The following is a 17,113-nucleotide window of genomic DNA, read 5'->3' as shown; positions in this document are numbered from 1 at the left end:
GTTGCCCCGCCTCGGTCAGCACGATCTGCCTTGGCCGGCGCAAGAACAGAGGCGCGCCGACGCGCTCCTCCAGAAGCTTGATCTGATAGCTCGCCGCCGCCTGCGTCATGCCAAGCTCGCCGGCGGCCTTGGTGAAGGAAAGATGCCGCGCCACCGCCTCGAACACGCGGATCGCCTGAAGCGGAGGGAGTTGGGAGACCTGCCGTGACTTGAGTTCAGGCATAAGCCCTCCTTATGGGCCGTGATCGACGTTTGATTGGCAGCAAGGCGCCGTGAAGCCGATATTTGTGGTCGACGCATCAATCAGTTCAAGCATAGCGAAGGCTGACGATCATGACCACGATCCAGGAAAAGCTGTTTCTAACGCCAGGCCAAAGCTGGTTTTCGCGGCTGGCGCGCGGGCTTGCACGGCACGCGGCGAGAAAACGGGCCTATCTCGACATAAGGGAACTGCCGTCGCATCTGCAGCGCGACATGGGTTTTCTCGATGGCAACGATCCTTACGGTCGGCACAAATAGCCTTGCTGGACTTATCCCTAATCAACTGGCCGCCAGCAAAGCGGCGGCGGTCCGCTCGTCGGTGATGAGGCCGTTGACCAGCCGCCGGTTTACAGCCGCAAGGATGCCGGGCAGCTTCCGCTCGCCCATGGCGAGCGCGATCACCAGAGACTTTTCGCGCGACGGCAGCGACGCCGAAGACACCCTGTCATTGGTGATGCCCTCGATCATCCGGCCTTCGCGATCGAAGACCCAACCGACGATCTCGGCGACGCCGCCGGCTTTCTGCAGCGCCTTCAATTCACTTTCCGAAATGAAGCCGTCTTCATAGAGCGGCGCCTTCGGGCCGAGATCGCCGATGCCGATGAACGTGACGTCGGCTTCCGCTGCAAGCGCCAGCGTCGGTTGAATCATCGGTTGGCTGAGCAGCATCTCGCGCTCCTCCGGCGAGGAGGCGATGACCGGCAACGGCATCGGGAAGGAGCGCGCCTTGACCCTGTCGGCCATGGTGAAGATGACGTTGTAGAAGGCGGCCGAGCCGTCGGGCGAGATGTTGCCGGTCAGCGACACGACCTTGTGCTGAGGGCATTCCATCGGCGGCAGCTGCTCGATTGCCGCCTTCAGCGTGCGGCCGGTGCCGATCGCCATGACGATCGGCGTCGGCGACCGCAGCCGCCGTTCAATCTCGGCCGCCGCCGCCTCGGCGACGCCGATGATGGTCGAGGAGGAAGCAGGATCGCTCGGCACCACCTCGACCAGCTCGAGCGCGAAGCGCGATTTCAGTCGCGCCGCGAGATCGAGGCAATTGGCGATCGGGTGGTCGACGCGCACCTTGATCAGCCCTTCCGACACCGCCAGCGACACAAGCCGCTGCGCCGTCTGCCGTGAGATGCCGAGCGTCGAGGCGATCTGGTCCTGCGTGTTGCCGGCGACATAGTAGAGCCAGCCGGCGCGTGCCGCGTCGTCCAGCCTGTTGCTGCCGCTGTCCTGCCGGGAATTCAACTTGCTGCCTCCCTGCCCCGAGCATCAATGCGGGGGCGCTTCACTTTTAAGGGGGAATGCGCTTGTGCGCAATTGCCTATCACCAGAGCAATTGCTTAGGTGAACTGCCGAGGCGCCTGTGGTGTTTCGAGTGGATGATTGTAGCCAAGCAATTTTTGAAGTCCCGCAATGTCCGTGCAGTCAGGCGCGGCGGTTTATCTCCCGACGCAAACCCTTTAAGGGATTCAGACAAAGGAGCCTCGCATGACGCCGAAAGCGGTTTTCTGGGACATGGACGGCACGCTGGTCGATAGCGAGCCGTTGCACGAGGCGGCGCTGGTGGCGGCGCTGCACAGCGTCGGCATCGCGGCGCCGGCCAACCTGCATGAGCGGGTGCTGGGCATTGCGGCATGGCCGGTCTACGAGATGCTGCGCGACGAGTTCGGCCTCGACCTGCCCTTCGACGACTGGATCGTGCGCAAATACGATCACTATCTGCCGATGGCCGAGACGCTGAAGCCGCGCATCGGCGCGATTGAGATTTTTAACGAGCTGCGAGCGCTTGGCGTGGCGCAGGCGGTGGTGTCCAATTCCGACCGGCTGATCGTCGATGCCAATCTGCGCGCGGTTGGCCTCTTCTATCCCGGCATGAAGACAATCAGCCGCAATGACGTGCACGAGGGCAAGCCGCACGCCGAACCCTTCCTGCGCGCCGCTTGGCTGGCCGGTGTCGATCCGGCCGATGCCGTGGCCGTCGACGACAGCGTGACCGGCGCCACGGCGGGGCTGGCGGCGGGGATGAGGACGATCTTCTGGCCGGAGGCGCCTATGGACGGGCCGCCCGGCGCGATCGTCATCAACAGCGCCGACGAATTGCGGGCGGAGCTGGGGCTTTAAGTATCAGTTCCGGTAAACAGGCTCCTGCTCGTCGAGGATCGCCTTCAATTCAGACAGGTGCCGTTCGGCCTGGCCGGGATAGTCCTCTTGCTCCAGCGCTGCTTTTTCCGCGATTTCATCCGGCAGGACCCGCAGCGGACGGCCGGTCCACAGCGCCTTGATATAGGTCTCGGCGGCGCGCTCGAAATAGAACATGCGGTTGAAGGTGTCGGCAACGGTATCGCCGATGACCAGCACGCCATGGTTGCCCATGACCATCACCTTGACCTTCGGATCGGTAAGCAGCTGCGAGCAGCGTTCGCCCTCCTCCTCGAAGGCGAGCCCGCCATAGTGGCCGTCGACGACGTGGCGGTTGAAGAAGATCGCCGAGTTCTGGTCGATCGGCGGCAGCGTCGAGTCGGCGAGCGAGGCGAGCACGGTGGCGTGGATCGAGTGCACATGCATGACACAACGCGCATGACGCACATTGCGATGGATGGCGCCGTGCAGGCCCCATGCCGTCGGGTCGGGCGCATTCGGGCCGGAGAGGGTGTCGGGGTCGTTGGCGTCGATCAGCAGCAGGTCGCTCGCCTTGATGCGCGAGAAATGCACCTGGTTGGGATTCATCAGGAATTGCGAGCCGCCATCGTTGACGGCCAGCGAGAAATGATTGGCCACCGCCTCGTGCATGTTGAGCCGCGCCGTCCAGCGGAAGGCGCAAGCCAGATCGACGCGCTCCTCGTAGAAAGGCAGGTTGGTCAGCATTTCCTTCTGCAGGCGGGCGATGCTCATCGAAAACCTCCGTGAAAGAAGCAAGGATGCCGCGCGCCGGCGGGACGCGCAACCGGTTTCGTTTGGTGCAGGCGAGCGCGTTGCCTTACGCCGCTGTGCTTCTGGCCGCGTCGACCCGCAGCCCGCCATGCTCGACGATGAAATCGATCACCTCCTGCAGGCCCTTGCCGCGTGACAGATCGGTGAAGCCGAACGGCCGTTTGCCGCGCATGCGGGCAGCATCTGCCTCCATGACATCGAGATTGACGTTCACATAGGGGGCGAGATCGCTCTTGTTGATGACCAGGAAGTCGGACCGGGTGATCGCCGGGCCGCCCTTGCGCGGGATCTCCTCGCCCTGGCAGACCGAGACGACATAGAGCGTCAGATCAGCGAGGTCGGGGGAAAACGTGGCGGCAAGGTTGTCGCCGCCCGATTCGATGAAGACGATGTCGAGATCCGGGAATTTTTTGGTCATCTCGGCGATCGCCTGCAGATTGATCGAGGCGTCCTCACGGATGGCGGTGTGCGGGCAACCGCCGGTCTCGACACCCATGATGCGATCCTCGGGCAGTGCCTGAAGCCGGGCCAGCATCATGGCGTCTTCCTTGGTGTAGATATCGTTGGTGACGACGGCGATGGAAAACTCGTCGCGCAGTGCCTTGCAGAGCTTTTCGGTGAGCGTCGTCTTGCCGGAGCCGACGGGGCCGCCGATGCCGATGCGAAGAGGACCGTTGGCTTGGGTCATCTAGGGAACTCCGTGAGGGCGAGCACTGCGAAGCCGAGCCCGATCAACAGGCACAGCTGCGAATAGTAACTGACATCGAGCCGCGCGAAAGGCTGTTCCGGCGTCAGCCGGCGCCACCAGGGCGTGAAACCGGCAATGCCGCGCCCGAGGAAGACCAGCGCGATGAGCAGCGCCGTGGCGGCAAGCCCGGCCTTGGGAAAGGGCGTGGCAAACACGCCTTCAAGCGCCATCGGCCACAGCGTCGCCAGGCCGAGGCAGGCAGCAACGGCAAAAGAAGCGAAGGGCGCCGGCATCTCGTCGACGCCGCGAAAGCCGACCACCGCGCGGGCGCAGGAGGCAGCGTCCCTGCCCGGCCAGATGCCGCCAATGCCCCAATAGACATGCAGCGTGGTGATCAGCAGCAGGACGAGCGAGAGAATGAAGGCAAGCACGATCATGAGCGGAACAGCCGGGAATACTGGGTTTCGTGCTTCATCGCCATGATGTCGGAGACGAAGGCGCAGCCGCCGAGATCGTCAAGCGTCGAATTGGAGGCACGGGACGCCGTTTCCAGTGCCAGCGGCTCGAAGCCGGCGAGCAGCGCGGTGGCGCCGGTCTGGCCGACGACGCCGAGCCTGATCGCGGCTTGCACGAGATTGGAAAAGAAGGTCTGCAAGAAGGCGGAGAGCGCGTCCTGCAGCGCGATGCCGTTGCCACCGGCCACCGCGCCGACGGCGACGCAATAGGCGCATTCGGCCGGCAGACGGGCCAGCGCCTGACACGGCCAGGCAGATGCCGCCTTCAGGAAGGCCGCGCCCTGCAGCATGGTTTCGGTGTGACGCTCGCGCGAGCCGGCCAATGCCTCGGCGAGTGCGGCGATCTCGTCGAGATCACCGGCTTGCCGCGCGCGCCGCCAGCTTTCGGCGAACAGCACGGCATCGTTCCAGCCCGAGCCCATCTCGACCAGCGTCTCCAGCCATGCGGCGAGGTCTTTGCTGTCGGCAACCAGTCCGTCGTGCACGGCGCGTTCGAGGCCATGGCTGTAGGAAAAGCCGCCGACCGGAAAGGAAGGCGACAGCCACGCCATCAGCCGCAACAGGGCAACGTTGGAAGGCTGGTCAGTCATGATCATGGCTGTGGGAGTGCGATTCGCTGTGGGCATGGGAATGCGCCTCAGCGTGGCTGTGTGCATGCGCCTCGGCATGGCCGTGGCCATGGCCGGAATAGGCACCACGCACCGGCACGAACGGTTCGGAGACGTCGCGCACGGTCGCGCCCAGCCCTTCCAGCATCGCCTTGATGACATGATCGCGCAGGATGAGTATGCGTTCCGCGTCGATGGCGGCCGCCAGATGGCGGTTGCCGATATGCCAGGCGAGCTCGGTCAGATGAACAGGGCTCAAGGCGCGGATGTCGTAGAGCGGCTCCTCCGCGGCGATGATCTCGACATGGCGGCCATCCTCAAGCACCAGCCGGTCGCGATCGCCCAAAGCAACCGGCTCGGGCAGGTCGACCAGTATCTTGTCGCCGCCTGAAGTCTCGATGGCACGGCGGCGCAGGTGCCGCTCGTCATGGGCAAGCACGGCCCGATCATATGGCGTGACCGCTCCCGCTTCGCCGGCGGCAAGCACCGAGACGGCGCGCGGGAATTTGGTGAAGTCGGTGCGGATATCGAGCTTCATGTAACACCTGCCTTGCAAAAAGCTTAGTCCGTTCCAGGCATCGACCCAATGCCAGCGCATGACCCCGAAATCGAATTCGATTTCGGAAAGGATCATGCGCCAAGTCAAGTTTCTACAGCGTCCTTCGCGCGTCCGAAAGGACGCGCGGCGCTGTAGTCAAACGATCGTGTCGAAGAGCCGCAGGATAAACGATATCTGGTAGACGAGGGCGGCGGCGACAAAGGCGATGTGGAAGCGACGGTCGCTGACGAGGATCGCGATAACACAAAGCGCAACGAACACCGGGGTGCGGAACAAATATTCAACGCCGAAGCGGGCAAAATGCTCGGGCCCTTTCAGCAGCGTGTCGATCACATCGAGCAGATAAGTCGCCGCCAGCAGGCCGAAGAACCAGGCGCGGCGCGAGTAGAAAAAATCCTCGTAGCTGGTGTAGTCCAGCATTGAGTCCGGAAACAGCAGCGCGCAGAGCAGGAACAGCGTGACTGCGTAGAAGATGATGAACAGGTACTTGCCGAAGGTCCAGGTCTCGATCTGAAACAGGCCGAACTCCCACCACCAGAAATGCACCAGCATCAAGAGCACCGACACAACCCAGGCCAGATGCACCGAATAGAGCCGGTACTGCCCGGGATGCTGGACAATGCGGGCCACCCCGGACAGCAGCCGCGTGACGCCAAGCCCGATCACCATGCCCAAGATGATGCGGATGTGGGGGAATATGTCGTGGGCGTAAGGGAGTTGCTGGTTCATAAACGCCCAAGGAGGATTCGGTGCAATGGGGCTGTTTAAAGCGTCGCGGTCTAAAGGCTTAATCGCGGATAAGTTGATCCGACGACCAGGGAGCACCCGGAAAAAAATCGTGGTGGAGTATGTCTCTGATCGAATACGGGCAGTCGACAGGAAAATCCCGCTCGTTCAGACCCGTCTCGTCGGCCGTCTTTAGCCTCGCCATCCTGAATTCCCGTCCGAGCTGTTGCCCAAGATAAGCTTTCAGGCTTGGGCTTTCGTCGAGCAGGTTTTCGATCTGATATCGCTGCTCGCGGATTGTCATCAACCATCCTGCTTTACGCTTCTCGGGTTGAAATTGCCATTTGAGGAGGTGCAGTAGCAAGTTGCCCAGCCTGCTTCTGATCTCTCTTTTGTCGCTACGCCCCAAACTCTCGATCTCCTCCGCCAGATTTTCTCGATCGAGGTCGGACAGACGACCTTCGCGCAGCAGCGCGCCTTGTTCGGCGCACCACTGAGCATAGTCGGCCTCGTAGGGCGTCAATTGCTGTTTTCGAAAAATCTTGTTCATCCAGCGTATATTGCTCCAAAGGGTCCAGATTTCCAAGTTGGAAGCAAAAGATGGAGCCGATCAGGCGCTTCTCCGAAGCGTTTTCAGCGCGGCGGTTGACAATCCGTGCACAGTTTTGGGCGAGCAGCTGACAGAACGCGCGCACTTAGCCGTCAGAGACATTTGACCAATTCATGAACTTTGGTGAAGTTGATTGGTTAGAACAAAAAGTACCTTTGTGCCATCGGCAGCACCGTGGCCGGCTCGCAGGTGAGCAATTCACCGTCGGCGCGGACCTCATAGGTTTCAGGGTCGACCTCGACATGCGGGGTGGCGTCGTTGAGCACCATCGAGTGCTTGCCGATGCCGCCGCGGGTGTTTTCGACGGCGACCATCTTTTTGTCGACGCCGAGCCTGCCGCGCAGGCCGGCATCGAGCGCGGCCTTGGAAACGAAGGTCACCGACGAATTGGTCATCGCCTTGCCATAGGCGCCGAACATCGGCCGGTAGTGCATCGGCTGCGGCGTCGGGATCGAGGCGTTGGGATCGCCCATCGGGGCGGCGGCGATCATGCCGCCGATCAGCACCATGTCAGGCTTGACGCCGAAGAAGGCCGGGTTCCACAGCACCAGATCGGCGCGCTTGCCGACCGCCACCGAGCCGATCTCGTTCGACAGGCCATGCGCGATGGCCGGGTTGATCGTGTATTTGGCGATGTAGCGGCGGACGCGGAAATTGTCGTTGTTGCCGGTTTCCTGCGGCAGCGAACCGCGCTGGCGCTTCATCTTGTCGGCGGTCTGCCAGGTGCGGATCGCCACTTCGCCGACGCGGCCCATCGCCTGACTGTCGGACGAGATGATCGAGAAGGCGCCGATGTCGTGCAAAATGTCTTCGGCGGCGATGGTCTCCTTGCGGATGCGGCTTTCGGCAAAGGCGATGTCTTCGGGGATCGACGGCGACAGATGATGGCAGACCATCAGCATGTCGAGATGCTCGGCCAGCGTGTTGACGGTGTAGGGGCGGGTCGGGGTGGTCGATGACGGGATGACGTTGGGCAGGCCGCAAACCTTGATGATGTCCGGCGCATGGCCGCCGCCGGCGCCCTCGGTGTGGAAAGCGTGGATGGTGCGGCCCTTGATGGCCGCCACCGTGTTCTCGACAAAGCCGGACTCGTTCAGCGTGTCGGTGTGGATCATCACCTGCACGTCGTAATCGTCGGCGACCGACAGGCAGCAGTCGATTGCCGCGGGCGTCGTGCCCCAATCCTCGTGCAGCTTCAGCGAGCAGGCGCCGCCCAGCACCATCTCTTCAAGCGCGGCCGGCAACGATGCGTTGCCCTTGCCCGACAGGCCGATGTTCATCGGGAAGGCGTCGAAGGACTGGATCATGCGCGCCATATGCCACGGCCCAGGCGTGCAGGTCGTCGCGAGCGTGCCATGCGCCGGGCCGGTGCCGCCGCCGAGCATGGTGGTGATGCCTGACATCAGCGCTTCCTCGATCTGCTGCGGGCAGATGAAGTGGATATGCGCGTCGAAGCCGCCAGCGGTGAGGATCTTGCCCTCGCCGGCGATGATCTCGGTGCCGGGGCCGATGATGATGGTGACGCCGTTTTGCATATCCGGATTGCCGGCCTTGCCGATCGCGGCGATGCGGCCGTCCTTGAGGCCAATATCGGCCTTGAAGATGCCGCCTGACGCATCGACGACCAGCGCATTGGTGATGACGGTGTCGACCGCGCCTTGGGCGCGGGAAACCTGGCTCTGGCCCATGCCGTCGCGGATGACTTTGCCGCCGCCGAATTTCACCTCTTCGCCATGAAGGGTGAGATCCTTCTCGACCTCGATGAACAGCTCGGTATCGGCAAGCCGCACCTTGTCGCCGACGGTCGGGCCGTACATCTGGGCATAGGCGGCGCGGGTGATTCTAGCCATCGGCAATTGCTCCTGAAATGCGGCCCAAAATACAGCCGGCCGAAGCCCGGCCCCACATTGTCGCCATCCTATGGTCACGCAATGACCCGCTGGGCGACACTTTCCGATCCCATTTAACGTTTGAGGTGGCTGGGCCACCCCAAAACGACCGTTTGCCAATCGATGGAAAGGAAGATCCATGCGCAAAACGATACGTCTCGCAGCCGCCGCCACCCTCCTGCTCGCGACCGCTGCCAGTGCCCAGCAACAGCCCGCGCAGCAGCCGCCGCCGGCTTCGCCCGCTCCCGCGGCGCCCGGCGCTCAGCCGGAAGTGCCGGCGATTCAGACCGTCAATGTCGTCGACATCGAAGAACTGCCCGAGGAAACGAAGACGAAGGTCAATGAAGTGATCGCCAAGCGCGGCGAGGATGGCCTGCAGAAATTGCGCAGCTCGATCGACGCGACGCCCCAGGTCAAGTCCGCGCTCGAAGCCAAAGGACTCACCTCGGCGCAAGTGATCGCCGCCAGCATGGACACCAATGGCGCGCTGACCTTGATCACCAAGAAAGCGAGCTGACGATACGCTATGGCGGGCCGGCACAAGGTCGGCCCGCCGCATCGGGGAGGGAACCTTCGCAGGGCAGAACACGTTTCGACTTTTTGGCCTAGAAACGAGTCTCGCAGGAGGCTCTGAGAGCGAGCGATGGCGATCACCACCTTCCCCGACACAAGATGGCTGCATATGATTGCCGCAACTGCGTTTCTCGCGGCGACCGTTCCTCAGGCCGCGCTGAATGCGCAGGGTCTCGAAGGCCCGGACACCGTCAACAGGATCATCGGCTCGGAGGTTGGGCAGGAAGAGACCAACACGGCTGTGGAAGCCGGCAAAGTCGCCACGGCGATCGACCGGACGCGTGAAAACATCGGCGCGGTGCGCAAGACCTCCAAGCTCGACAAGGTCGATATCGTGTTCCTCACCGATGCGGCGCGCACGGAAGGCGGTCCGCCGCCGGAGATCGAGACCAAGGTTAAGGAACATCAGGAAGACATTGCGGAACTGCGCAAGGAGATCGAGGCGAACGCATTGCTGTTCAACGCCATCGACTCGCGACGCGTGCTGACCGAAGACGTTCTCGCCGTGGAATTCGACGATCCCGGAAAGGTCGTCATCTACGCGGCGGCCAAGCCACCCAGCTGAGCCGGAACTGCTCGACGCCTTGGATATCACAGCGCGCCCATGATCTTCTGCTGAAACCCATAGACTTCACGCTTGCCGCCGAGCGGCACCAGCGTGACGTCGCGCTCCTGGCCGGGCTCGAAGCGCATGGCCGTGCCGGCTGCAATGTCGAGGCGCATGCCCCGCGCCTTGTCGCGATCGAATTTCAACCCCTCATTGGTCTCGAAGAAGTGATAGTGGCTGCCGACCTGGATCGGCCGGTCGCCGCTGTTGGCCACTTTCATCGTGATGGTCGGCTGGCCCTTGTTCAGTTCGATCTCGCCGCCTGCCGTGATGATTTCGCCCGGGATCATCGCCAGCCTCACAAGACGCCGAAGGCGAGGCCGGCACCGACGGCCGCACAGGCGCCGCCGGCGGCGCGCGCAAGGCCTGGGAACCTGATGCCGAGGCCAAGACCGGCAATGAGGCCGGTGGCATGGAGCAGCGCAGTGGCGACGGCAAAGCCGGCCATATAACCGAGCCCGCTGGCGTTTTCAGGCACTTCGGTGCCATGGGCGTGACCGTGGAACAGCGCAAACAGGCCGATGATGGCGACGCCGGCCGAGACGGGAAGATCGACCGCAAGCGCGACCAGCAGTCCCAGCGCCACGACCGACGCCAGTATGCCCGGTTCGATGAACGGCAACGGCACCTGCAGCATGCCGAGCGCGCCGCCCGCCAGCATGACGCCGACGAATGCGAGCGGCCATGCGACAACCGCCTTGCCGCCCTTGAGGGCCGCCCACAGCCCGACCGCGATCATCGCCGTCAGGTGGTCGAGGCCGGAGAGCGGATGCATGAAGCCGGCTGACCAGGACGAGGTCGTGCCGATGCCGACATGGGCATAGGCGGGCATTGCAGCGGCGAGAAGCAGGACCGCCGAGAGGGACGTGCGTTTGATCGTTGCGGGAACCATCGATATGCCTTCCGTTGTCAGGATCGTGCCGTCACGCGGCATCGCGGGCCGGACCGCAGCCCTCGGCCTTGAAGACGCGCTTTGTCGAAGCGGGATATTTCATCAGCATCGCCGCCGGCCGAATCGGGCGCATGGAGAAATTGCCGCCGCAATTCGGGCAGGCGCCGGCCAGCACATTTGCCACGCAATCGGCGCAGAAGGTGCATTCGAAGGTGCAGATCAGCGCGTCCATTGCCTCAGGCGGCAGGTCCTTGTCGCAGCATTCACAGTTGGGTCGCAGCTCAAGCATTTTCCTCTCCTCACCTTATCGGCCTCACCTTATCGGCTCGTGCACGGTGACCAGCTTGGTGCCGTCGGGAAACGTCGCCTCGACCTGGACGTCGTGGATCATCTCGGCGATGCCCTCCATAACCTGCGCGCGGCTGACGACATGGGCGCCGGCCTCCATCAGCTCGGCGACCTGGCGGCCGTCGCGGGCGCCCTCGACGACAAAGTCGGTGATCAGCGCGATCGCCTCCGGGTGATTGAGCTTGACGCCGCGTTCGAGCCGCTTGCGCGCCACGATCGCCGCCATGGCGATGAGCAGCTTGTCCTTTTCCCTTGGCGTCAGGTTCATGCGTTTCCCTAGGATGGCTTAATCAGGAGTGGCGTAATCGGAATCAGAGTGACCATAATTTGGGCAGACCCGCCCGCCCGTTGAGCAATTCGACGAGCGGAACCAGCCGCTTGCGGAGCTGGTAGCCGTCCTCGGCAAACAGCCTCGCAAGAAGCTTGCCAGATTTCTTCACGCTCCAGACACTGGCGTCGCCCTGGCCGCCGATAATGTCCCGGGCCGGATCGAGCAAAGCCTCCACCCGCGGCGAGATCATCAGCACCGTCGCCATTGCTATGGCGCCGCCGGCCACCGCGGAACGGCCCAGAATGGCCGCAATGCCGGGCCCGATGCGGAAATCCTCGGCATGAACAAGCGCTCCGTCCTGACTGACGCGCCAGCGGTCGTGGAAGCTGCCGTGCGCCGCGCGCTCGCCCATGGCGAGGCGGCCGAAGACGGTCGCCTCGAGCACCAGCGCCTCGGCACCGGCGGCAAGCTCCAGGTCGAGCCTGCGGGCAAAGGCCGATCGATCGAAGACGATGGTTTCCTGCGGCAGCCAGGCGATGCGACCGCCAGCGCCGACCGTCAGCTTCACCCGCACCTCGGCGCGATCGGATGCGGCACGGTAGATCTTCTCGCAGGCCTGGGTCGTTATGGTGGCGGAGGCGCCGGCGCCGACATCGACCTCCCAGCCAAGGCGGTCGCCGCCGGTCAACCCGCCGGCGGTGTTGATCAAGACGGCCTCGAGCGGATCGGCCGAGACGGCCGGCATGCGGATCTTGGCGGACCCATCCTGATAGAGGCGCCGAAGACGCGTGCGGTCGCCATTCCTGTCGCAGCCAAGCTGCGCCATTCCGGCGACGCGCTGGGCCGGCAGCACCGAGGTCAGGCCATGTTCGATCGTATCCACGGCGCCAACGTTAAGCACAGCGGCGCCTTTGTCGATATATAGCTTGTTGCTTGACAACGTTTCGGTTTCTATAGAGGGAGCCACCTTGGTACTGTCATGCAGCGCCTGACGGGGTAAAAGGCGACGATGACGATTTTGAATCCGGGAAAAAAGGGGCGCTGATCCGTTGGCGTCGAGAAACGACAAGGTTGGGGAAGGAACCGAATGGCTGACCAGCTGGCAACGGACATCATCGCGAAGATCAAGGCTCATGCCGAGCCCGGTGGCGAAGAAATCACCACCACTACCGAACTGACCTCACTTGGCATCCATTCGCTGGAACTGACGGAGATCATCTTCGACCTCGAGGAACAGTATGGCATCGAGATCGAGATGAACACGGTCGATGCCTGGAGCAACCTGAAGAACGTCGGCGACATGGTCGAGGCGGTTCGCGCGCTGATCGCGAAAAAAGCCTGACTGAATGCACAAGCGCATCGTCATTACCGGCATCGGCGGCCTATGCGGGCTCGGCACCAATGCACCCGCGATCTGGGGCGAGATGCGCGCCGGCCGTTCGGCCATCGGTCCAATCGTCAATTCGGAGCTGCATGACCTGAAAGTCAGGGTCGGCTGCGAAATCAAGACGCTTCCCGATCACGGTATCGACCGCAAGCAGGTCGTGTCGATGGACCGCTTCAGCCTTTTGGCGACGATCGCCGCGCGGGAGGCCGCGCAACAAGCCGGGCTGACCTCGCACGCAGCCAACACCTACAGGATGGGCGCCATCGTCGGCGTCGGCGTCTGCGGCTGGGAGGCGATCGAAGAGAGCTATCGCGCCATCCTGCTCGAAGGCAAGAATCGCACCGGGATCTTCACCGTGCCGAAAGTGATGCCGGGCGCTGCGGCCGGCCATGTCAGCATGGATCTCGGCCTGCGTGGACCGGTCTTCGGCATCACCTCGGCCTGCTCCTCGTCCAATCACGCGATCGCCTCGGCGGTCGACCAGATCAGGCTCGGCCGCGCCGATATCATGGTCGCCGGCGGCACCGATGCGCCGCTGGTCTGGGGCATCCTGAAAGGCTGGGAGGCGCTGCGGGTGCTGGCGCCTGACACGTGCCGGCCATTTTCGGCCGATCGCCAGGGCCTGGTGCTCGGCGAAGGCGCCGGCATGGCGGTTCTGGAAACCTATGAGCATGCGGTGGCGCGCGGCGCCACAATTCTCGCCGAAATTGCCGGGGTCGGCCTTTCCGGCGATGCCTCCGATATCGTCGCGCCGACCATCGAAGGGCCGGAGGCGGCGATGCGCTTCTGCCTCGTCGACGCGGGGCTCAATCCGGAAGACATCGACTATCTCAATGCGCATGGCACCGGCACCAAGGCCAACGACCAGATCGAGACGGCGGCGATCAAGCGCGTCTTCGGCGACCATGCCTACAGGCTTTCGATCTCGTCGACCAAATCGATGCACGCCCACTGCCTCGGCGCGTCGGGCGCCCTGGAGCTGATCGCTTGCATCATGGCGATCCGGGACGGCGTCGTGCCGCCGACGGCCAATTTTCGCGAGACCGACGCCGATTGCGATCTCGACATCACGCCGAATGTGGCGCGCGAGCGCAAGGTGCGCGTTGCGATGAGCAACAGCTTCGCCTTCGGCGGCACCAATGCGGTGCTGGCGGTCAAAGCGGTCTGACCGCAGGCGGTTCACGGCTGGTTGTCCGGGCACGGCGAAACTTTTCACCCGTCATATTGATTCGGGCCGCCCGTCACGCTTATTTCTCTGCGACCCGCCCCTCCCGCGTGCGCGCAAAAATCCCCGCCCAGGAGTTTTCGATGACCGACCTGTCCGCCTTTCCGATCGCCACGCGCTGGCCGGCCAAACATCCCGAACGCATCCAGCTCTATTCGTTCCCGACGCCGAACGGGGTGAAGGTGTCGATCGCGCTGGAGGAACTCGGCCTGCCATACGAGGCGCATGCGGTGAACATCGGCAAGGACGAAAGCTGGACGCCGGAATTCCTGTCGCTGAACCCCAACGGCAAGATACCGGCGATGATCGATCCGGACGGCCCGGGCGGCAAGCCGATCGGGCTTTTCGAATCCGGCGCCATCCTGCTCTATCTCACCGACAAGACCGGCCAGCTGATCCCGGCCGACCCGGTGCGGCGTTACGAAACGATCCAGTGGGTGTTCTTCCAAATGGCCTCTATCGGGCCGATGTTCGGCCAAGTCGGCTTCTTCCACAAATTCGCCGGACGCGAGATCGCCGATAAGCGCCCGCTGGAGCGCTATCGCGACGAGTCGCGGCGGCTGGTCGGCGTGCTCGAGACGAGGCTGAAGGACCGCAGCTGGATCATGGACGACGATTACACAATCGCCGATATCTCTATGCTGGGCTGGGTGCGCAATTTGATCGGCTTCTATGAAGCGCGGGAACTTGTCGGCTTCGACGACTTTCCCAACGTCGCGGCATGGCTGGAACGCGGCCTTGCCCGACCGGCCGTGCAAAAGGGCCTCAACATCCCCGCTCGGGGCTGACCGAGCCGGCCGGTAGCGCAGAAAGGACGGCTCGGCCTATTTGGTTTTAACGCCGCCCTTGCCCATGGCTGCCTTTGCCCATGACGGAAGCGGCAAGGGACGCAGCGCCCCGGGCCGCGGCGACAACCGCACCGGCCGCAACATTGGCCGTCGCCTTCACGGTGCGCATTGCGCTGTCTGCCAAGCCGCCATTTGCCGATTTCCTGGGCTCCGATTTCCTGGGCTTGGCGTGTTTTGCCGTGGCCTTGGCAGCGCCCGGCATCACTTTCCTCGGCGCCGCCTTGCCGAAAGTAGGCTTTGCATCCTTGGAGCGGGCGGCGACCGCCGGGCCGGCGCCTGTCTTTGATTCAGTTGCCTTTGATCGAGTCGCCCTGCCCTTGCCGGGCGCAGGCTTTCTTGCCTTGGTTGCCATCGGACAGTTTCCCTTATGTCAGCATCATTGCCGTATCTGACATAACGGTCGGAAAGTCCTAAGGTTCCGGCGGGCCGTGCTGCGGCATCAAGCGTGATCGCCAATCACCAGATCGGCAGGGCGGCGGCGGGCAAGCACGCGGTCGATGTTGGGCATGTCGTTGGAGGCGATCCAGGCACGAGCGTCCTCGTCGGAGCGGCCATGCTCGTGCCATCGCTCAAGCAGACGGCGCTCGAGCTCGGCGCGCGGCACATCGACGAAAATAGAGAAATCGAACAGCGGCGCCAGTCGCGACCAGGGTTCTTCGTCAAGCAAGAGATAATTGCCTTCGACCAGGATGAACTTGGTGTCGGCGGCGATGATCGAGGCGGCGGCGCGCGACAATTCCATGCTGCGGTCGAACACCGGAATGGCGATGTCGGGCTCGGCCGCGCGGATGCGCTTCAGCAAGGTTTCGAAGCCGGCAAAGTCAAAAGTTTCCGGAGCGCCCTTTCGCGCGCGCAGACCGCGCCGCTCAAGCACGACATCGTCGTAATGGAAGCCATCCATGGGCACGATTTCGGCCGCACCCTCCGGCAGCAGTTCATGCAGGCGGGTCGACAGCGTCGACTTGCCGGCGCCCGGAGGACCGGCGATGGCGACGACAAAACGCTGCGCCTTGCCGGCGCGCTTGAAGATGGTGGCGGCGAGATGAGCGATCTCGGACATCGGAGCCTTTCTGGCTGGGTGTTTTCGATCGCATCTTGGCGATAGTTTGCCGGAATTTCAAATCCGGGACTGACGTTATCCAGGGTAGTCGCTTCAGCAATGATCGCTTGTTACTTGTGTTGAAGACCGACCAATTGTCGAGGGCGGCGCCACTGCCCCCTCATCCGGCCGCTTCGCGGCCACCTTCTCCCCGCTGGGGAGAAGAGAGATAGGAGCCGGCGCTGCCGATCTCCTCTCCCCTCGGGGAGAGGTCGGATTGCCCCGAATTGCTCTTTGCAATTCGGTTGGCAAACCGGGTGAGGGGGCAGCGCCAACGCTCGCAATGGAAGGCGAACTCCAACCTGAAGCGATCGCCCAGGACACTCAGGCTGGGACCGACCTGCCGAGCCGCAGGAAATCGCTGTCGAAGGCGACATTCCGGGTCGAACCGTTGGCAGCCGTGAGGCGCATGTGCCCCTGCGCGGTTGTGATGTCGCGCGGCGGCTCGCCGTCGGCTTCTTGAGGCAGGGCGCCGATGACGTGGCGGAACGAGACGCTGCGACCTTCAGCCAGAGCAAAGGCGGTCGCCACCCCTTCCCGCTTCAGCCAGTTGTCGCCCAGCGAGGCGGCATGGCCGAGCGCTGTGCGGCCATCCTCGATGCCGAGCACGCCGCGATGACGGCCGCTCCACGGCGCGTAGTCGCGCCCGCCATTGCTGATCCACAGCATGGTGACCGGCAGCTCGGCCGGGTTCTTCAGCACCAGAACGAGATCGGCTTCCGCCTTTCGCGCCAGCGCGGTCCAGCCCGGCCCGCTATGGTTGGCCTCGACCAGCGTGACGAAATCCTCCCGGCTCTGGTCCATGCGATAGTCGGTCAGGTCGAGCGTGCCGCCATCGGCGGCGGGAAAATGCGTCAGGTCTGATGAGCGGGCCGGATAGGCGAAGAGAAAACGGCCACGGGCCGGATCGGGCTCCAACGGGTCGTCCGGCGTTGCCGCAAACCGCTTTGGCGAAAAGGCGAGCTTGCCGCCGTCCTTCATCACCGTCATCGGATGATGGGCGACGGAAATGCCGCCCGAACCGCCGGAAAAGACATGCTCCTGGTAGAGAAACGGGTGGTCGTCGCGCAAGGTCAGGATCT

General features: G+C 63.4%; 25 protein-coding genes. 8 read left to right on the top strand and 17 right to left on the bottom strand.

The window, feature by feature from the left end:
- Positions 1–223, bottom strand: a 223-nt coding sequence (locus EOB36_RS28700) for a LysR family transcriptional regulator (RefSeq protein ID WP_128286205.1), incomplete at its 3' end; no start/stop codon positions are given.
- Positions 224–333: 110 nt separating this feature from the next.
- On the opposite strand from EOB36_RS28700, the gene EOB36_RS28695 reads away from it, so the two are divergent.
- Positions 334–519 (top strand): hypothetical protein, encoded by a 186-nt coding sequence (locus tag EOB36_RS28695; RefSeq protein ID WP_095484594.1) that lies wholly within the window; start codon positions 334–336, stop codon positions 517–519.
- Positions 520–540: 21 nt separating this feature from the next.
- Here the strand turns inward: EOB36_RS28695 and EOB36_RS28690 are convergent, their stop codons facing one another.
- Positions 541–1,500: a sugar-binding transcriptional regulator gene (locus tag EOB36_RS28690; protein WP_128286204.1), complete on the bottom strand. Its 960-nt coding sequence runs from the start codon at positions 1,498–1,500 to the stop codon at positions 541–543.
- 243 nt (positions 1,501–1,743) lie between these two features.
- Between EOB36_RS28690 and EOB36_RS28685 the strand changes: the two genes are divergently transcribed.
- Positions 1,744–2,376: an HAD family phosphatase gene (locus EOB36_RS28685; protein ID WP_095484596.1), complete on the top strand. Its 633-nt coding sequence runs from the start codon at positions 1,744–1,746 to the stop codon at positions 2,374–2,376.
- A 3-nt stretch (positions 2,377–2,379) separates the two neighbouring features.
- Here EOB36_RS28685 and EOB36_RS28680 read toward each other — a convergent pair whose 3' ends face one another.
- The 8 genes from EOB36_RS28680 to ureC form a co-directional block, all read right to left on the bottom strand.
- Positions 2,380–3,147, bottom strand: a complete 768-nt coding sequence (locus tag EOB36_RS28680; RefSeq protein WP_127291303.1) for a class II aldolase and adducin N-terminal domain-containing protein — start codon at positions 3,145–3,147, stop codon at positions 2,380–2,382.
- An 85-nt stretch (positions 3,148–3,232) separates the two neighbouring features.
- Positions 3,233–3,874, bottom strand: coding sequence for an urease accessory protein UreG (gene ureG, locus EOB36_RS28675; RefSeq protein WP_128286203.1), 642 nt, complete (start codon positions 3,872–3,874; stop codon positions 3,233–3,235).
- Positions 3,871–4,311, bottom strand: coding sequence for a DUF3995 domain-containing protein (locus tag EOB36_RS28670; protein ID WP_128286202.1), 441 nt, complete (start codon positions 4,309–4,311; stop codon positions 3,871–3,873). Before EOB36_RS28670 ends, ureG begins: the two co-directional genes overlap by 4 nt.
- Positions 4,308–4,979, bottom strand: coding sequence for an urease accessory protein UreF (locus tag EOB36_RS28665; RefSeq protein ID WP_128286206.1), 672 nt, complete (start codon positions 4,977–4,979; stop codon positions 4,308–4,310). The genes EOB36_RS28670 and EOB36_RS28665 overlap by 4 nt, the downstream gene beginning before the upstream one ends.
- Positions 4,972–5,535 carry an urease accessory protein UreE gene (locus tag EOB36_RS28660; RefSeq protein WP_128286207.1) on the bottom strand — a complete coding sequence of 188 codons (564 nt, stop codon included), beginning with the start codon at positions 5,533–5,535 and terminating at the stop codon, positions 4,972–4,974. The genes EOB36_RS28665 and EOB36_RS28660 overlap by 8 nt, the downstream gene beginning before the upstream one ends.
- A gap of 156 nt (positions 5,536–5,691) precedes the next feature.
- The gene (locus EOB36_RS28655; protein WP_128286201.1) at positions 5,692–6,285 is read right to left on the bottom strand and encodes a hypothetical protein; all 594 of its coding nucleotides are present in this window, start codon (positions 6,283–6,285) and stop codon (positions 5,692–5,694) included.
- A gap of 58 nt (positions 6,286–6,343) precedes the next feature.
- Positions 6,344–6,832 carry a DUF29 domain-containing protein gene (locus EOB36_RS28650; RefSeq protein ID WP_128286200.1) on the bottom strand — a complete coding sequence of 163 codons (489 nt, stop codon included), beginning with the start codon at positions 6,830–6,832 and terminating at the stop codon, positions 6,344–6,346.
- A 197-nt stretch (positions 6,833–7,029) separates the two neighbouring features.
- Positions 7,030–8,742 (bottom strand): urease subunit alpha, encoded by a 1,713-nt coding sequence (gene ureC / locus EOB36_RS28645; RefSeq protein WP_128286199.1) that lies wholly within the window; start codon positions 8,740–8,742, stop codon positions 7,030–7,032.
- Between the two features lie 178 nt (positions 8,743–8,920).
- On the opposite strand from ureC, the gene EOB36_RS28640 reads away from it, so the two are divergent.
- Both EOB36_RS28640 and EOB36_RS28635 read left to right on the top strand, forming a co-directional pair.
- Positions 8,921–9,298, top strand: a complete 378-nt coding sequence (locus EOB36_RS28640; RefSeq protein ID WP_128286198.1) for a hypothetical protein — start codon at positions 8,921–8,923, stop codon at positions 9,296–9,298.
- A gap of 126 nt (positions 9,299–9,424) precedes the next feature.
- A complete protein-coding gene (locus EOB36_RS28635; RefSeq protein WP_126104106.1) occupies positions 9,425–9,919 on the top strand; it encodes a hypothetical protein in 495 nt (164 codons plus the stop codon).
- 26 nt (positions 9,920–9,945) lie between these two features.
- On the opposite strand, the gene EOB36_RS28630 is transcribed toward EOB36_RS28635, so the two are convergent.
- Genes EOB36_RS28630 through EOB36_RS28610 form a run of 5 tightly spaced genes read right to left on the bottom strand, consistent with a single transcriptional unit; the run spans position 9,946 to position 12,355 of the window.
- Positions 9,946–10,251: an urease subunit beta gene (locus tag EOB36_RS28630; protein ID WP_077374464.1), complete on the bottom strand. Its 306-nt coding sequence runs from the start codon at positions 10,249–10,251 to the stop codon at positions 9,946–9,948.
- Between the two features lie 8 nt (positions 10,252–10,259).
- On the bottom strand, positions 10,260–10,853 hold the full coding sequence (locus tag EOB36_RS28625; RefSeq protein WP_128286197.1) for a HupE/UreJ family protein: 594 nt from the start codon (positions 10,851–10,853) through the stop codon (positions 10,260–10,262).
- A gap of 31 nt (positions 10,854–10,884) precedes the next feature.
- Positions 10,885–11,142: a DUF1272 domain-containing protein gene (locus EOB36_RS28620; protein WP_095484606.1), complete on the bottom strand. Its 258-nt coding sequence runs from the start codon at positions 11,140–11,142 to the stop codon at positions 10,885–10,887.
- A 24-nt stretch (positions 11,143–11,166) separates the two neighbouring features.
- Positions 11,167–11,469, bottom strand: a complete 303-nt coding sequence (locus EOB36_RS28615; protein ID WP_095484607.1) for an urease subunit gamma — start codon at positions 11,467–11,469, stop codon at positions 11,167–11,169.
- A gap of 43 nt (positions 11,470–11,512) precedes the next feature.
- Complete coding sequence (locus EOB36_RS28610; RefSeq protein ID WP_164897640.1) at positions 11,513–12,355, bottom strand: urease accessory protein UreD; 843 nt, start codon at positions 12,353–12,355, stop codon at positions 11,513–11,515.
- A gap of 204 nt (positions 12,356–12,559) precedes the next feature.
- On the opposite strand from EOB36_RS28610, the gene EOB36_RS28605 reads away from it, so the two are divergent.
- The 4 genes from EOB36_RS28605 to EOB36_RS34515 all read left to right on the top strand — a co-directional run bounded on the left by EOB36_RS28605 (position 12,560) and on the right by EOB36_RS34515 (position 15,324).
- Positions 12,560–12,814: an acyl carrier protein gene (locus tag EOB36_RS28605; protein WP_126104109.1), complete on the top strand. Its 255-nt coding sequence runs from the start codon at positions 12,560–12,562 to the stop codon at positions 12,812–12,814.
- Between the two features lie 4 nt (positions 12,815–12,818).
- Positions 12,819–14,027 (top strand): beta-ketoacyl-[acyl-carrier-protein] synthase family protein, encoded by a 1,209-nt coding sequence (locus EOB36_RS28600; protein WP_128286196.1) that lies wholly within the window; start codon positions 12,819–12,821, stop codon positions 14,025–14,027.
- 140 nt (positions 14,028–14,167) lie between these two features.
- Positions 14,168–14,872, top strand: coding sequence for a glutathione S-transferase N-terminal domain-containing protein (locus EOB36_RS28595; protein ID WP_128241626.1), 705 nt, complete (start codon positions 14,168–14,170; stop codon positions 14,870–14,872).
- Positions 14,873–15,015: 143 nt separating this feature from the next.
- Positions 15,016–15,324: a hypothetical protein gene (locus tag EOB36_RS34515; protein WP_164547066.1), complete on the top strand. Its 309-nt coding sequence runs from the start codon at positions 15,016–15,018 to the stop codon at positions 15,322–15,324.
- 47 nt (positions 15,325–15,371) lie between these two features.
- Here EOB36_RS34515 and EOB36_RS28585 read toward each other — a convergent pair whose 3' ends face one another.
- Both EOB36_RS28585 and EOB36_RS28580 read right to left on the bottom strand, forming a co-directional pair.
- Positions 15,372–15,992, bottom strand: a complete 621-nt coding sequence (locus tag EOB36_RS28585) for a nucleoside/nucleotide kinase family protein (RefSeq protein WP_127205563.1) — start codon at positions 15,990–15,992, stop codon at positions 15,372–15,374.
- Between the two features lie 363 nt (positions 15,993–16,355).
- A partial coding sequence (locus EOB36_RS28580; protein ID WP_128286195.1) for a hypothetical protein occupies positions 16,356–17,113 on the bottom strand: 758 nt, incomplete at its 5' end.

The organism is Mesorhizobium sp. M6A.T.Cr.TU.017.01.1.1 (genome assembly GCF_004023115.1).
Lineage (GTDB): Bacteria > Pseudomonadota > Alphaproteobacteria > Rhizobiales > Rhizobiaceae > Mesorhizobium > Mesorhizobium mediterraneum.
The sequence above is the reverse complement of the archived record's forward strand: the minus strand, read 5'-3'. Positions and strand labels throughout refer to the sequence as shown.